The organism is Allobosea sp. NPDC055594 (assembly GCF_053618995.1).
Genome location: NZ_JBSHIO010000008.1, coordinates 123,506 through 136,727, shown reverse-complemented (window position 1 = coordinate 136,727; position 13,222 = coordinate 123,506). Strand labels below are relative to the sequence as shown.

General features: G+C 67.7%; 16 protein-coding genes. 8 read left to right on the top strand and 8 right to left on the bottom strand.

Annotated features, from left to right (window positions below):
- Positions 1–145: 145 nt before the first annotated feature.
- From lgt to ACWGRX_RS17525, 5 genes are all read left to right on the top strand, one after another.
- Positions 146–988 (top strand): prolipoprotein diacylglyceryl transferase, encoded by an 843-nt coding sequence (lgt, locus tag ACWGRX_RS17545; protein WP_452118587.1) that lies wholly within the window; start codon positions 146–148, stop codon positions 986–988.
- A complete protein-coding gene (locus ACWGRX_RS17540; RefSeq protein ID WP_452118586.1) occupies positions 985–2,091 on the top strand; it encodes a class I SAM-dependent methyltransferase in 1,107 nt (368 codons plus the stop codon). The genes lgt and ACWGRX_RS17540 overlap by 4 nt, the downstream gene beginning before the upstream one ends.
- 17 nt (positions 2,092–2,108) lie before the next feature.
- Positions 2,109–2,873, top strand: a complete 765-nt coding sequence (gene pgeF, locus ACWGRX_RS17535) for a peptidoglycan editing factor PgeF (protein ID WP_452118585.1) — start codon at positions 2,109–2,111, stop codon at positions 2,871–2,873.
- Between the two features lie 100 nt (positions 2,874–2,973).
- The gene (locus ACWGRX_RS17530; RefSeq protein WP_291633378.1) at positions 2,974–3,258 is read left to right on the top strand and encodes a hypothetical protein; all 285 of its coding nucleotides are present in this window, start codon (positions 2,974–2,976) and stop codon (positions 3,256–3,258) included.
- Between the two features lie 150 nt (positions 3,259–3,408).
- Positions 3,409–4,038, top strand: coding sequence for a 2-hydroxychromene-2-carboxylate isomerase (locus ACWGRX_RS17525; protein WP_452118584.1), 630 nt, complete (start codon positions 3,409–3,411; stop codon positions 4,036–4,038).
- 13 nt (positions 4,039–4,051) lie between these two features.
- Here ACWGRX_RS17525 and ACWGRX_RS17520 read toward each other — a convergent pair whose 3' ends face one another.
- Both ACWGRX_RS17520 and ACWGRX_RS17515 read right to left on the bottom strand, forming a co-directional pair.
- A complete protein-coding gene (locus ACWGRX_RS17520; protein ID WP_291633382.1) occupies positions 4,052–4,801 on the bottom strand; it encodes an SDR family oxidoreductase in 750 nt (249 codons plus the stop codon).
- Positions 4,791–5,588, bottom strand: coding sequence for a glycosyltransferase family 2 protein (locus tag ACWGRX_RS17515; protein WP_452118583.1), 798 nt, complete (start codon positions 5,586–5,588; stop codon positions 4,791–4,793). The genes ACWGRX_RS17520 and ACWGRX_RS17515 overlap by 11 nt, the downstream gene beginning before the upstream one ends.
- A gap of 383 nt (positions 5,589–5,971) precedes the next feature.
- On the opposite strand from ACWGRX_RS17515, the gene ACWGRX_RS17510 reads away from it, so the two are divergent.
- Positions 5,972–6,622, top strand: a complete 651-nt coding sequence (locus ACWGRX_RS17510; RefSeq protein ID WP_291633386.1) for an outer membrane protein — start codon at positions 5,972–5,974, stop codon at positions 6,620–6,622.
- Between the two features lie 294 nt (positions 6,623–6,916).
- Here the strand turns inward: ACWGRX_RS17510 and ACWGRX_RS17505 are convergent, their stop codons facing one another.
- The 6 genes from ACWGRX_RS17505 to ACWGRX_RS17480 form a co-directional block, all read right to left on the bottom strand.
- Positions 6,917–7,522 carry a glutathione S-transferase gene (locus tag ACWGRX_RS17505; RefSeq protein ID WP_452118582.1) on the bottom strand — a complete coding sequence of 202 codons (606 nt, stop codon included), beginning with the start codon at positions 7,520–7,522 and terminating at the stop codon, positions 6,917–6,919.
- Positions 7,523–7,560: 38 nt separating this feature from the next.
- Positions 7,561–8,412, bottom strand: coding sequence for a 23S rRNA (adenine(2030)-N(6))-methyltransferase RlmJ (locus ACWGRX_RS17500; RefSeq protein ID WP_452118581.1), 852 nt, complete (start codon positions 8,410–8,412; stop codon positions 7,561–7,563).
- Between the two features lie 159 nt (positions 8,413–8,571).
- Positions 8,572–9,246 carry a ribonuclease T2 family protein gene (locus ACWGRX_RS17495; RefSeq protein WP_452118580.1) on the bottom strand — a complete coding sequence of 225 codons (675 nt, stop codon included), beginning with the start codon at positions 9,244–9,246 and terminating at the stop codon, positions 8,572–8,574.
- Between the two features lie 9 nt (positions 9,247–9,255).
- The gene (locus tag ACWGRX_RS17490; protein WP_291638789.1) at positions 9,256–9,759 is read right to left on the bottom strand and encodes a hypothetical protein; all 504 of its coding nucleotides are present in this window, start codon (positions 9,757–9,759) and stop codon (positions 9,256–9,258) included.
- Between the two features lie 130 nt (positions 9,760–9,889).
- Positions 9,890–11,023: an iron-containing alcohol dehydrogenase gene (locus ACWGRX_RS17485; protein ID WP_452118579.1), complete on the bottom strand. Its 1,134-nt coding sequence runs from the start codon at positions 11,021–11,023 to the stop codon at positions 9,890–9,892.
- 258 nt (positions 11,024–11,281) lie between these two features.
- On the bottom strand, positions 11,282–12,190 hold the full coding sequence (locus ACWGRX_RS17480) for a DMT family transporter (protein WP_452118578.1): 909 nt from the start codon (positions 12,188–12,190) through the stop codon (positions 11,282–11,284).
- Positions 12,191–12,358: 168 nt separating this feature from the next.
- Here ACWGRX_RS17480 and ACWGRX_RS17475 point away from each other — a divergent pair, with 168 nt between their 5' ends.
- Both ACWGRX_RS17475 and ACWGRX_RS17470 read left to right on the top strand, forming a co-directional pair.
- The gene (locus ACWGRX_RS17475) at positions 12,359–12,667 is read left to right on the top strand and encodes a metalloregulator ArsR/SmtB family transcription factor (RefSeq protein WP_452118577.1); all 309 of its coding nucleotides are present in this window, start codon (positions 12,359–12,361) and stop codon (positions 12,665–12,667) included.
- Positions 12,667–13,209 carry an SRPBCC family protein gene (locus ACWGRX_RS17470; protein WP_452118576.1) on the top strand — a complete coding sequence of 181 codons (543 nt, stop codon included), beginning with the start codon at positions 12,667–12,669 and terminating at the stop codon, positions 13,207–13,209. The genes ACWGRX_RS17475 and ACWGRX_RS17470 overlap by 1 nt, the downstream gene beginning before the upstream one ends.
- Positions 13,210–13,222: the final 13 nt, after the last annotated feature.

Here is a 13,222-nt window from a genome sequence, read left to right as displayed (position 1 = left end):
GGTTCGGCGATTCCGGGTTGCCCTGACCGGAGCGCAGGCCGGGCCCGTCAATGTGGTCGCCAGCGGGCGAGCGGTGCGCATTTCCGCTTGACCGCGTCCTGTCAGCGTTCGACATCACGCGCTCAGCCCCCCGGATTGCCTGCCGATGCCCGTCTTTGCCATTCCCTTCCCGGTGATCGATCCGGTCGCGCTCCAGCTCGGGCCGGTCGCGATCAAATGGTATGGTCTCGCCTATGTCGCCGGGCTGCTCGGTGGCTGGTGGTATGCCCGCAGGCTGGTGATGGCCGACGGACTGTGGGGCGGCCGCGCCCGGCCTGGCGCCGACCAACTCGACGACATGCTGCTTTTCGTCGCGCTCGGCGTGGTTCTCGGCGGGCGCCTCGGCTTCGTGCTGTTCTATGATCTCGAGCGCTATCTGGCGCGTCCGCAGGACATCGTCGCGGTCTGGCAGGGCGGCATGTCCTTTCATGGCGGGCTGGTCGGAGCCGCGACCGGGCTCGTCCTGTTCGCGCGCCGGCGCGGCGTGCCGGTGCTCAGCGTCTTCGATCTCTCGGCTGCGGTCGTGCCGATCGGCCTGTTCCTCGGCCGCATCGCCAATTTCATCAATGCCGAGCTCTGGGGCCGGCCGGCGCCGGACGTGCCATGGGCGATGGTCTTCCCGCATGCCGGGCCGGCGCCGCGCCATCCAAGCCAGCTCTACGAGGCCTTCGGCGAGGGGCTGGTGCTCTTCCTCCTGCTCGCTCTGGTCGTGCGGGCCGGCGGCTTCAGGCGGCCGGGCCTCGTCGCCGGCGTGTTCGGCATGGGCTATGCGGTGGCGCGCATCGCCGCCGAGTTCTTCCGCGAGCCGGATCCGCAGCTCGGCTTCCTGTTCGGCACCGGCATGGGTAGCGGCGGCGGGCTGACCATGGGCATGCTGCTGTCGATCCCGCTGTTCCTGGCGGGGCTCGCTTTGGTCCTGCGTGCGCGGCGAGGGCAGGCGCAATCGTGACGCCGCTGGCGCAGGAGCTTGCCCGGCTGATCCGCGACGAGGGGCCGCTCAGCGTCTCCCGCTACATGGCACTCGCCCTCGGCCATCCGCGTCATGGCTACTACATGAAGCAGGATCCGTTCGGCGCTGCCGGAGACTTCACCACGGCGCCGGAGATCAGCCAGATCTTCGGCGAGCTGATCGGGCTCTGGGCGGCGACCGCCTGGCGCATGATGGGCGAGCCGGCGCCGTTCCGCCTCGTCGAACTCGGCCCCGGCCGTGGCACGCTGATGCAGGACATGCTGCGAGCCGGCAAGGTCGTGTCCGGTTTTCGCGAGGCGCTGACCGTCCACATGGTCGAGACCAGCCCGGTGCTGCGCGAGCGGCAGAGGGCGACGCTGGCCGCGAGCGGCATGGCTCCCGTCTGGCATGAGCGGATCGAGGACGCGCTGGACGGGCCGGCGCTCATCGTCGCCAATGAATTCCTCGACGCCCTGCCACTCGACCAGTTCGTCCTGACACCGGAAGGCTGGCGCGAGCGGCTGGTCGGCCTCGACGGCGAGGGGCGCTTCGCTTTCGGCTTGTCTGCCGAACCCGAAGGGCGGATGGCGCGCGCAGCTCCGCAAGGCGCCGTGCTGGAGCAGCCGCTCGCGGCGCTGGAGACGGTCGCGACCGTTGCGCGCCATGTCGCGGCAGAGGGCGGTGCGGGTCTCTTCATCGATTATGGCGCGGTGCAGACCGGCTTCGGCGATACCCTGCAGGCGATGCGGCAGCACGGCTTCGTCGATCCGTTGGCCGAGCCGGGCGATGCCGATCTGACCGTCCACGTCGATTTCGAGCGCATGGCGCAGGCTGGTCGGGCGGCTGGCGCGGCAGTGCATGGCGCGGTTACGCAGCGCGATTTCCTGCTGGCGCTGGGGCTCGAACAGCGCGTTGCGGCGCTGTCGCGGCGGGCGGTGCCGGAGCAGGCGGCCAGGCTCGCAGCCGGCGCGAGCCGGCTCGTCGCAGCCGACCGTGGGACAGATATGGGGCAGCTCTTCAAGGTGTTGGCACTGGCCGACCCGCGCCTGCCCTTGCTGCCCGGATTTGACCTTCATCGCCTGCCAGAGCAGGCCGCCCCCTGAATCGGAGCTGGAAAGCGATGTTCATCACCTCTCCCGATCTTGCCGGTGAAACCGGCATCCGGCATGCCTTCTTCACGCGCGATGGCGGGGTCTCGACCGGGATCTACGCCTCGCTGAACGGCGGCGTCGGTTCGCGTGACGACCAGGGCCATGTCGCCGAGAATCGGGCGCGCATGGCGGCGCAGCTCGGCGTCGAGCGCGACAAGTTCGTCAGCGTCTACCAGGTGCATTCGCCCGATGTGGCTGTCGTGACCGGGCCCTGGCCGGCCGAGCGTCCGCAGGCCGATGCGATGGTGACGATCGCTCACGGTGTCGCGCTCGGCGTCTCCAGCGCCGATTGCGGGCCGATCCTGTTCGCCGACAGCGAGGCCGGGGTCATCGGTGCCGCGCATTCGGGCTGGAAGGGCGCTTTCAGCGGTGTCGTCGGCGCGACCGTGACGGCGATGGAGAAGCTCGGCGCGCGGCGCGAGCGCATCATCGCCGTGCTCGGCCCGACGATCAGTGCCGCGGCCTATGAAGTCGGGCCGGAGTTCATCGAGCGCTTCAAGGCGGAAAATCCGACCTTCTCGCGCTTCTTTCATGCCTCGGAGCGTCCGGCGCATGCAATGTTCGACCTGCCGGCCTTCATTGCCCATCGCGCCCAGGAGGCGGGGATCGGTCGTTTCATCGATCTTGGCCTGTGTACCTATGCCGACGAGGCGCGCTTCTACAGCTACCGCCGCACCACCCATCGCCAGGAGGGGGATTACGGCCGGCTGATTTCGGCGATCACGCTGACCTGATCACTGCCGGCCTGCCCTTGCGTCATCTCTGGTTGCTTGCGGGACGGGACGGAGTCATCCTTCCGCGGTCATCCACCATCAACATGGCTGCGGGGGACATATGGAACAGATTCTGATGAATCTGGTCGCCGGCGCGATCGGCGGCAATGCGGCCGGCAAGGCCTCGCCGAGTTTCGATCTGGGCACCATCGGCAACACCATCGCCGGACTTGTGGGCGGCGGCGTGCTCGGCCAACTGGTCCCGATCGTGCTGCCGGCGATCACCGCGGCGGCGGCGGGCGGGAATCTCAGCATCGGCGGCATTCTCGCCAACCTGATCAGCGGCGGTGCCGGCGGCGCGATCCTGACGGCGATCATCGGGGCGGTGAAGAACAAGACCGCCTGAGGCGTATTCCGTCGGAATTCGCTGCGCCCTCGCTGAGGGCGCTGGCCTTCGATCCGTACACGCGATTCGCGCATGAGCCGTCGCGCCGGAGCCCCTTGTCGCGGCGCGTTGCGGGAGGGCAATCTCGCACGCCTTGCGTGGAGACCGGCGATGCAGCGACAGATCGACTATTATTTTTCCCTCCTTTCGCCCTGGACCTATCTCGGCCACGAGCTCTTCCTGTCGATCGCGGCGCGTCATGGCTGCGCCGTCAACTATCTTCCGGTGCCGTTGCGCTCGGTCTTCGACGAGACCGGCGGCCTGCCGCTGCCCAAGCGCCACCCGGTGCGCCAGCGCTATCGCATCCTCGAATTGCAGCGCTGGCGCGAGCGGCGCGGCAAGGCACTGAACCTGTTCCCGCGCCATTTCCCGCTCGACATCGCACTGGCCGACCGGGCGCTGATCGCCGCGACGCTCGCCGGCAAGGACCCCGGCGGCTTCATGAAGCGCGTGCTGGCCGGCGTCTGGGCACAGGAGCTCGACCTGTCGCAGCGCGATTTGGTGATCGGGATGGCCGATGCGTCCGGGCTCGACGGCGAGACGTTGGTCGGCGAAGCCGAGTCGGAGGCGGTTGCGGCGCGCTATGCGGCCTCGAGCGAGGCGGCGGTGAAGGCCGGTGTCTTCGGCGCGCCGAGCTATGTCCTCGGCGGCGAGGTGTTTTGGGGCCAGGACAGGCTCGAACTGCTCGACGACGCGCTGGCGAGCGGCCGGGCGCCCTACAGCACCGAGGCGAAAGTCTGAGCGACCGGCGCCGTCAGTCGACGATATCGGGCGTGCGCCAGGCGAGATGCTGGCCGGCGTCGACCGCGATCATCTGGCCGGTGATCGCTTCGGCGCGGGCAAGGTAAAGTACAGCATCGGCGATCTCCCGGGGCTCGACCTTGCGGTTCAGCAGCGTTCCGGCCGCCTCGGCGGCAAGGGCGCTTTCGCCGCCATGCGCATTGGCGAAGGTCGGGCCGGGGCCGACGGCGTTGACGCGGATGCGCGGGGCGAGCGCCTGCGCCATGGTCGTCGTCGCCGCAAGCAAGGCCGATTTGGTCAGCGTGTAGGAATAGTATTGCGGCGTCAGCTTCCGGACGCGCTGGTCGATGATGTTGACGATCGCACCTTGCCGGTCCGCCGGAAGCCGGTTGGCCATCGCCCCGGCGAGGACCGAAGGGGCCCGCAGATTGATCGAGAATTGCCGGTTCCAGCGCAGCACCTCGAGCGAGCGGACATCGTCGATCAGGAAACTCGAGGCGTTGTTGACCAGCAGCGTGACGGGGCCGAAGGCTGCTTCCGCGGCCGGCAGAACGCCGTCGACCGCTGCGGCATCGACCAGATCGGCGGTGACGACGGCGGCCTGGCCACCTTTCGCACGAATCTGCGCGGCGAGTTCCTCGGCCTCGCTGCGCGACTGGTTGCAATGGATCACCACCGCATAGCCGGATTCCGCCAGGCGTTCGACGATGGCGCGGCCGATGCGACGGGCTCCTCCGGTGACGAGTGCGACCTCAGCGGCCATTCGGGCCTCCTTCGTGGCGTTCGCCGCGACGCTGGAGCCGGCGCTCCCAGTGCTTGGCGACGCGCAGATAGCGGTAGAACGCGTAATTCATGGCCGTCATGAAGCCGTAGACGCCGCGCAGAGCGTGGCGGCGGCCGATATAGGCCTTGAAGAAGTTGCCGGGGAATTCCAGCGCCAGCCGTAAGGCCGAGAGCGTTTCGCCGCGCTGGTCGAGATCCTCGGCCTGGGCATCGCTATAGGAATTCAACTTGGCGATCTGCTCGCCGAGTGAACGCACGGAATAGTGATGGATCGTGCCCTTCAGGCTGCCGATCCGCGTTCCGGGCTGCAGCTCGACCCGGTCGTGAACCGGCGAGGGCGAATAGCGTCCCTTGTCGCTGCGGTAGAGGCGGACCGGAGTCAGGGCATAGGCGAAGCGGTGCGGTGCGCCTTCGCCGGGGAAGACCTCCGCAATGCGCAGCCTGTAGGCGTCCGCGGAGGGCTCACCGGCGGCGAACAGAGCGGCGATCTCGTTCACGAGTTCGAGAGGTGCAACCTCGTCGGCATCGAGATTGAGCAGCCAGGAATGGCGGCATTGGTCCTCGGCGAAGCGCTTCTGCTGGCCATAGCCCGGCCAGGGGTTCTCTATGACGCGCGCGCCCAGCTCGGCTGCAACGGCCTGCGTGCCGTCGGTGGAGCCGGAATCGACCACCACGATGTCGTCGCTGAGCGAGCGCACCGCCGCAATGGTGCGGCCGATCCGGTCGGCTTCGTCGCGGGCGATGATGAAGATCGAGATAGGCGGCACGCAGACGTCTCTGTGGGAGGGCATCCCGGCTTAAGCATGGGCTGCCGCCCCCTGCAAGCAAGCCCGGCCCCGGCGCCTATCCGTGCGGAACGGGAACCCAATTCGGATTGCGGCGTTTGTGTGGTGGGCCCGGCCGTTCGGTGTCTTGGCGCCTGCCGTTGCGTTAGTATTTGATTCACCATTCACTCTGTCTTAACAATCACTAACTGGCGTTGATCAATATGCCTTCTTGCTTCCGCATTCTGCCGCAATTTCGCCGCGGTCTGGCAAGCAGATGTGTTCTTGCCGCAACAGACACGGCTGGCTATCGACCTTATAAAGGGGTCATCGATATCACTGCCGGACCGGTGCCGGCCTCAGCGACGACTATCAAGGAGTACACCATGAAGAAGTTCCTGCTTTCGGGCGTTGCGGCCCTCGGTCTCGTCGCCGCTGGCGCTGCCTCCGCTGCCGACCTGCCGAGCCGCAAGGGCCCGGTCGTTGCCCCGGTTTACGTTCCCGTGTTCACCTGGACCGGCTTCTACGTCGGCGCCAACGCCGGCTACGGCTGGGGCAATGTGAACCTCAACGGCTGGGCCAACAACATCGGCAATCTCGACGGCTTCGTCGGTGGTGGCCAGATCGGCTACAACTACCAGATGGGCCAGTTCGTGATCGGCGCCGAAGCCGACATCCAGGGCGCCGACCTCGGCACCGGCCGCAACGTCTTCGGTGACAGCGTCAAGACCGAGTACTTCGGCACCGTCCGCGCTCGCGTCGGCGTCGCCTTCGACCGGTTCATGCCCTACATCACCGGTGGTTGGGCCTATGGCAACGTGAAGACCTCGATCCCGACCCTGGCCTTCTCGTCGGATCGTTCGCACACCGGCGGCTGGACTGTCGGCGGCGGCGTCGAGTACGCCTTCACCAACAACCTGATCGGCGGCGTCGAGTACCTCTACGTCGACCTCGGCGAGAAGAACATCGCCGGCGCTGGCACCAAGGTCGGCACCGACTTCTCGGTCGTGCGCGCCCGCCTCAGCTACAAGTTCTGATCTCTCCTTACGGAGACGGAACGGACCCGGTGGCTTCGGCCACCGGGTTTTTCTTTGTTTGGAGCAGTGCGCGGTCGCGGACGTGGTCTTGCCCGAGCATGCAAAAGGCCGCCTATGGCATCGGACCGAAAAGTGGACTCCACTTTTCGGTCCGATGCGATAACAAAGAGATAGATCGCCGTGACCGCGTCCGAACGGACGTGCGGCGATCTGGATGCGGCCTTGATCTTGTGACGCTGAAATGTGAGTGCGCCGGCGACTTGCGGGGCGCACGCCGCCGGAGCAGTCCGGCCCTCAGCTCTTGACGCGCGTCGCCTCGAAGGCCGGGACCTTTTCGGAAAAGGCGTCGAGCCAGGCGACGAGTCGCGGATGCGCGGCGCGCCATTTGCCCTCATGACGAAGGTCGAGATAGCCGAGCGCGCAGGCGAGCGCGATCTCGCCGATCCGCGGCCGGTCGGCGAAGGCCGGCGGCTCGGCTTCGAGCGCCGCCAGTGCCCGGTCGATCTTGCCCTGCTGGTTCTCGACCCAGCCGGCATGGCGGATTTCGGCGGGCCGGAAGCGAACCTCGTAGACTTGCAGGAGTGCCGCATCGCAGATTCCGTCGGCGAGCGCCTGCAGCCGCAATTGTGCGAAGCGTTCTGCGCCTGCCGGGATGATCCTGCCGCCGCCGGCGAGATGGTCGAGATATTCGACGATGACCCGCGAATCGAACAGTGTGGTGCCGTCCTCGAGAACCAGCGTCGGGATCTTGCCGAGCGGGTTCTGGGTGCGCAGCGAATCCGCGGGATTGGTCGTGTCGGTGGCGGCGACTTCGACCCGGTCGCTCAGGCCGAGTTCGGCGAGGGTGAGCTTGACCTTGCGGCCAAAGGGGGAGGCGGGTGAGGAGCGCAGGATCAGCATGGCAGGGCTTTCGGGCTCGAAGCGAATCGGGAGCGCGATCAGCCGTCGGGGCGGATCGCCTCGCATCGATAGCGTGGGCGCGGCCCCTGCGCGAGGCGCTCGCACAAGGCGGGCAGCAGGATCTCGGCTTCCTGCATCAGCAACCAGGGTGGGTTGACGACGAGCAGCCCGGTGGCGCTCAGCCCGCCGGCCGCCTCGGGGCGATCGACATCGATCTCGAGCCTGAGCAGGCGGCCGATGCCCGCTTCGTCGATGGCCTCGGACAGGTGTTCGACGGCGCGCCGGTCCTTGATCGGATACCAGAGTGCATAGATGCCGGTCGGCCATTTCCGCCAGGCGGCGATCAGGGCGCGGGTCAGCGTCTCGAACTCGTCCTTCTCCTCGAAGGGCGGGTCGATCAGGACGAGGCCGCGCCGTTCCTTCGGTGGGACATTGGCGCCGAGCGCGGTCCAGCCGTCGATGGCGAGCGCCTTGCAGCGCGCGTCGCGGCCGATCGCCTGGACGAGCTTGCTATAGGTACCTTCATGCAGTTCGGCGGCGATCAGCCGGTCGTCGTCGCGCATCGCCTGGCGGCAGAACCAGGGCGAGCCGGGGTAGGAGGTTGCGCCGTAGAGCGCGCGCGCGGCCGCAACCGCCTTGCGCCAGGGGGCGAGCAGCGTCTCGACCGCCGGCGCGAGCGGCGCCTGATCGAGCCGTGCCACGCCATCGCGCCATTCATGCGTGCGCAGGGCTTCGTCAGAGCCGAGATCGTAGCGTCCGGCCCCGGCATGCGTGTCGATGACGCGATAGGGTCTATCCTTGGCGTTGAGATGCGTGAGGATGCGCATCAGCACGACGTGCTTGAGGATGTCGGCGAAGTTCGCGGCGTGGAAGCCGTGTCGGTAATTCATGGGGCGCTCTTAGATCGCCGCGCGTCCGTTCGGACGCGGTCACGGTGATCTATCTCTTTGTTATCGCATCGGAGTTTTCCGAAAAGTGGAATCCACTTCTCGGTCCGATGCTATAGCCTGCTTTGCGCCCGGCCGATATCGGCCGCCGCCGCATGGCGCTCAGGGGCTGGCCGTGATTCTGATATCGGGCGCGCGACAGCCGGAGCGGTCGACCTCCTGGCAGCTGCGGAAGCCACGCAGATCGCGGGTGAAGCAGATTCGCACCTCCTGCAGCAGGCCGCGGCGGCAGGCGACCGACATCATGTCGGTACGCAGGCCGGGATTGGCGGCGACGAAGGCGCGTTCGAGCTCGATCGGCGTCCAGGTCTGGTCGCGGTCGCTGCCGCGCAGCGCTGGCGGGATCACGACCTTCTCACGGGCACGGCGGACATCGGCGAAATAGCCGGCGGGACTTGAGCCGGTGCAGGTGCCATGCTTGCGCCATTGATGGCGGGCCAGGCCTTCCGTCGGGAACAAGCCCTCGGCATCCGACAATGCCTTGCGCGACGGGTTGCGCCCGGCCGGGCCGCAATCGGTCGGATAGCCGCGTTCATTCTGCGGCCAGAGCCCGTGCACGACGAAGCCGGGATTGGCCCCGGGCGCGCATTGCTCGCGCGAGCGCCCGCGGCCGCCATCTTCGAGCTCGCAGAAGCCCGGAGACCAGGAGAGGGCGAGCACATAGAAGTCGAAATCACCGGGTGCGCCGCCTCGGCCATACTGCGCCTGCGCCGGAGCGTCGAACGCCGCAAGACCGAGCAGCGCCAGCGCTGACAGCCAGGCGCGCGGGAGCTTCATGGTTGGATGTTACCGCTCGGGGCCGGGGCGCGCCATCTGACAGCCGGGGGCGTAGGAGCGATGGCGGTCGAGGCCGTCGACGCACCAGTTGACGTTCCAGGTCCAGCCGAACAGGCCGAGATTCTCGCGCACCGAATAGTCGACGCGGCGCAGCACGCCGTCATTGGTCATGACGCGGGCGGTGCAGAAGCGGCGCGGGATGAAGTCCGCGCCCCAGGGGCGCCAGGCGATCGGCCTGACCCGATCGAAATTGACGATCTGCAGCGGGCCCCAGAACTTGGCCTCGCGCGAGTTGAACCAGCTGGTGATCTCGCCGAGCACGGCCGGATCCTCGCAGGCCGGCAGATTGCCATGCATCGGAATGATGCGCGCTTCGGCCCGGTCGGCCGGGTCGACATAGCGGCCGCCCGAGCGATAGGCCGGGTCGCCATAAGGTTCGCCGCCTGCCTGAGCCGGCAGGGCTGCGAGGCAGAGCGTGGCGGCAAGGGCCGAGAAAAGCGAAACGCGGCGCATGGGCGGCCTTCGGAAAATGGGACTGAATCCGTCGCGCTACGATGGAGGCGAGGCCCGTCCCGGTCAAGGCGACGGTTGCGTTTCGGGCGCAAACCGTCGCGGATTGTGACTTTCCTATCGCGCTTTGCGTCTAGCCGAAGGAGGCCGCCAGCATGGCCTCGTAGTCGGAGGCGGTGGCGGTGCGCGGGTTGGTGGCGCTGGAATGATCCTGGACGGCGGCCTGCGCGATCGCCGGGAGCACCTCGCGCGGCACGCCCATGGCCGAAAGGCTCGCCGGCATGCCGAGGCGCGCGGTCAGGCCAGCGATCCATGCCGCGAGATCGGCATCGGGGGCAAGTCCGAGCGTGCGGCGGATCTCGGCGTACTTCTCCTTGGCCGAAGGTTCGTTGAAGCGCAGCACGGCCGGCAGCAGCACGGCGTTGAGCGTGCCGTGATGCAGCGAGATCTGCTTCAGTCCGCCGAGAGGATGGGAGAGGGCGTGCACGGCGCCGAGCCCCTTCTGGAAGGTGAGGCCGCCCTGCAGGGCCGCCATCAGCATCTCCTTACGGGCCTCGCGATCCGAGCCGTCGGCGACGGCGCGTTCGATATGGCCGACGGCGCGCTTCAGCCCGTCGAGGGCGATGGCTTCGGCGACCGGGTTGTCGCGCGGGCTGAGATAGGTCTCGATGCAATGGGTGATTGCGTCCATGCCGGTCGCGGCGGTGAGCCAGGAAGGCAGGCCGAGCGTCAGGTCGGGGTCGCAGACCGCCAGCTTCGGGATCAGATGGGGCGAGATGAAGCCGAGCTTGCGGCCGTCGTTCAGCGTGATCAGCGCGGCGCGGCCGACCTCGCTGCCGGTGCCGGCGGTGGTCGGGATGGCGATGACGGGCGCGACCTTGGCGGTGATCTTCGGGATGCCGCCGAGGATCGCGGCATAGTTTTCGAGCGGACCGTCATGGCCGGCGAGCAGGGCGACGCCCTTGGCGAGGTCGATTGGCGAGCCGCCGCCGATCGCGACCAGGCCGTCGCAGCCATGTTCGCGGTAGACCGCCAGCGCCGCGAGAACGGCTTCCTCGGTCGGATTGGTCGGCGTTTCCGAAAAGAGCGCGGCATTGCCGAGGACAGAGGAGGCGGCACGCAGGCGATCGATCAGGTCGGTGGCGGCGAGGCCGCGATCGGTGACGATCAGCGGACGGGAGATACCGAGTTGGGCGAGGCCGTCAGCAACCGTCTTGAGCTCGCCGAAGCCGAACTGCACCGTCGTCAGATAGGAGATCGTCGCCATCACATTTCCTCGCGAGCTTTCGGCGCTGCGGCCGGTCGGCTGTCTTGTCGCGCGTTCGCGCCATCGATGCCAGCCCCGGCGTCCTGACACCGGTGCAGGACGCCCCGGCGAGAACGCGATGTTGGGCGAAGCGAGGCGCCGTCATGTGGTGGGCTCGACAGGCCGCGGCAGCGACCGATCGCCATTTCGATCGCGATGTCGGTCGTGCTCGTGCTCGTGCGAGCAGGCGGTCCCGCCCTTTTCGCTCCCACCCCGCCGTCAGTGCTGCTCGATCGTCACCCGTTCCTTGGCGGCTTCGGCCGCCGCATTGCCGGCGCGCCTTTCGAGAACGAGCAGAGCGAGGCCCGCGGCGACGATCAGGGCGGCGCCCAGCAGCATGGCGGGCGTCGGCCAGTCGCCGAAAACGAACCAGCCGAAGACCAGCGCCCAGACGATCAGCGTGTACTGATAGGGCACGACGACAGAGGCTTCGGCGAGCTTCAGCGAGCGCGTCACGCACAGATGCGCGACCATGGCGATGATGCCGAGCAAGGCGAGCAGGCCGAGATCGGCCAAGGTCGGCGTCACCCAGCCGGTGGGCAGCAGCAGGAGGCCCATCACCAGCGCGCCGAGCGTCTGCCAGAAGACCAGGGTGACGTCGGGCGTGCCGCGCAATTGCCGGCCGGTGATCATCATCGCGGCGAAGGAGAAACTGCCGACCAGCGCGATCAGTGCCGGTAGGGACAGGCTCTGCCCGGAGGGGTTGAGCGCGATCGCGACACCGACGAAGCCCGCGGCGACGGCGAGCCAGCGGCCGGCATCGACCCGCTCGCCGAGCAGCAATGCGGCGAGCACCACCGCCCAGACCGGTGCGGCCAGCCAGAGAGTCATCGTGTCGGCAAGCGGCAGATAGGAGACTGCCCAATAGAACAGCGCGACCTCGCAGGACCCCAGCGTGACCCGCAGCAGTTGCAGGCCCGGCCGTTCGGGGCGCAGCGTGCGGCCGACGCCCTGCTTCACCACGAAGGGGATGATCACCAGCAGCGCTGCCGCCGAGCGCAGGAGCAGGACCTGGCCGACCGTATAGGTCGCGACCAGCCATTTCCCCATCACGTCGTTGAGCGAGAAAAGCAGGATGCCCAGCAGCATTATGGCGATACCGGCGAGCGTGGTGTTGCGGCTGGGCATGGCGATCTTTTGGGCAGAGCGGGAGCCGGTTCCATCGCCCGTCGCCGACGCTGAAGCAAGTCGTCCGACGCAAGGGCAGGCCGCGTCCGGCACAAGGCCGTCGGCATGCTTTATTTTCGTATTGACTTAATTAAATGAACTAAGAAATATATGGCCATGGATCGGTTCATGGCCCTCGCAGACCCCACCCGTCGACGCATCATCGAGATGCTGGGCGAAGGCGCCCTGGCAGCGGGCGAAATCACGGCGCGCTTCGAAGTCAGTGCTCCGGCGATCTCGCAGCATCTCAAGGTTCTGAAGGCGGCCGGGCTGGTGACCGTCGAGATCAGCGGCCAGCGCCGCATTTACCGGCTCGATCCCGGCGGCCTGGACGCGTTCGAGGCCTGGGTCCGGCAGGTGCGCGGCTTCTGGAACGCTTCGCTCGGCCGGCTGGAGCGGGAACTGGCAAGATCAGAGAAAGACGAGGGAGTGGCGTGATGAACGAGTACGGCGTTGTCCTGGAAAGCGGGGCGGTGCGTTTCGAGCGGGTCCTGCCGGGACCTCTGGAGCGGGTCTGGGCCTACATCACCGAGTCCGGCAAGCGCGGAACCTGGCTCGCTTCGGGCGAGATCGAGCCGCATGTCGGCGGCAAGGTCGCGCTGCTGTTCAAGCATTCTGAGATCACCGATGAGGCGCCGCCCGAGCGCTATCGCGAGGCGCATGAGAAGGGCTGGCTCGGCCATGGTGCGGTGACGCGCTACGAGCCGCTCCGGGCGATCGCCTTCACCTGGCCGGGCGAGGCGCCGGCGAAATCCGAGGTGACGTTCGAGCTCACCCCGGAAGGCGAGCGTGTCCGGCTCGTCGTCACGCATCGCAAGCTCGCCGACAGGACCGAGATGACCAGCGTCTCCGGCGGCTGGCACCTGCATCTCGGCATCCTCGAGGATCGGCTCGCCGGTGCGGCGCCGCGCGGTTTCTGGTCGAGGCTTGGCGGGCTCGAGGCGGAGTACGCTGCGCGCTACGCCGAGTCGGCGAAGTAACGCTCTGCTGGAA

Excerpts from the sequence above, each read along its gene's own strand:
- ACWGRX_RS17505 (WP_452118582.1), bottom strand. The coding sequence starts at position 7,522 with ATGCTGATCCTGCGCTCCTCACCCGCCTCCCCCTTTGGCCGCAAGGTC.
- lgt (WP_452118587.1), top strand. The coding sequence starts at position 146 with ATGCCCGTCTTTGCCATTCCCTTCCCGGTGATCGATCCGGTCGCGCTC.
- ACWGRX_RS17485 (WP_452118579.1), bottom strand. The coding sequence starts at position 11,023 with ATGGCGACGATCTCCTATCTGACGACGGTGCAGTTCGGCTTCGGCGAG.
- ACWGRX_RS17495 (WP_452118580.1), bottom strand. The coding sequence starts at position 9,246 with ATGAAGCTCCCGCGCGCCTGGCTGTCAGCGCTGGCGCTGCTCGGTCTT.
- pgeF (WP_452118585.1), top strand. The coding sequence starts at position 2,109 with ATGTTCATCACCTCTCCCGATCTTGCCGGTGAAACCGGCATCCGGCAT.
- ACWGRX_RS17525 (WP_452118584.1), top strand. The coding sequence starts at position 3,409 with ATGCAGCGACAGATCGACTATTATTTTTCCCTCCTTTCGCCCTGGACC.
- ACWGRX_RS17490 (WP_291638789.1), bottom strand. The coding sequence starts at position 9,759 with ATGCGCCGCGTTTCGCTTTTCTCGGCCCTTGCCGCCACGCTCTGCCTC.
- ACWGRX_RS17475 (WP_452118577.1), top strand. The coding sequence starts at position 12,359 with ATGGCCCTCGCAGACCCCACCCGTCGACGCATCATCGAGATGCTGGGC.
- ACWGRX_RS17470 (WP_452118576.1), top strand. The coding sequence starts at position 12,667 with ATGAACGAGTACGGCGTTGTCCTGGAAAGCGGGGCGGTGCGTTTCGAG.
- ACWGRX_RS17480 (WP_452118578.1), bottom strand. The coding sequence starts at position 12,190 with ATGCCCAGCCGCAACACCACGCTCGCCGGTATCGCCATAATGCTGCTG.
- ACWGRX_RS17500 (WP_452118581.1), bottom strand. The coding sequence starts at position 8,412 with ATGAATTACCGACACGGCTTCCACGCCGCGAACTTCGCCGACATCCTC.
- ACWGRX_RS17520 (WP_291633382.1), bottom strand. The coding sequence starts at position 4,801 with ATGGCCGCTGAGGTCGCACTCGTCACCGGAGGAGCCCGTCGCATCGGC.
- ACWGRX_RS17530 (WP_291633378.1), top strand. The coding sequence starts at position 2,974 with ATGGAACAGATTCTGATGAATCTGGTCGCCGGCGCGATCGGCGGCAAT.
- ACWGRX_RS17510 (WP_291633386.1), top strand. The coding sequence starts at position 5,972 with ATGAAGAAGTTCCTGCTTTCGGGCGTTGCGGCCCTCGGTCTCGTCGCC.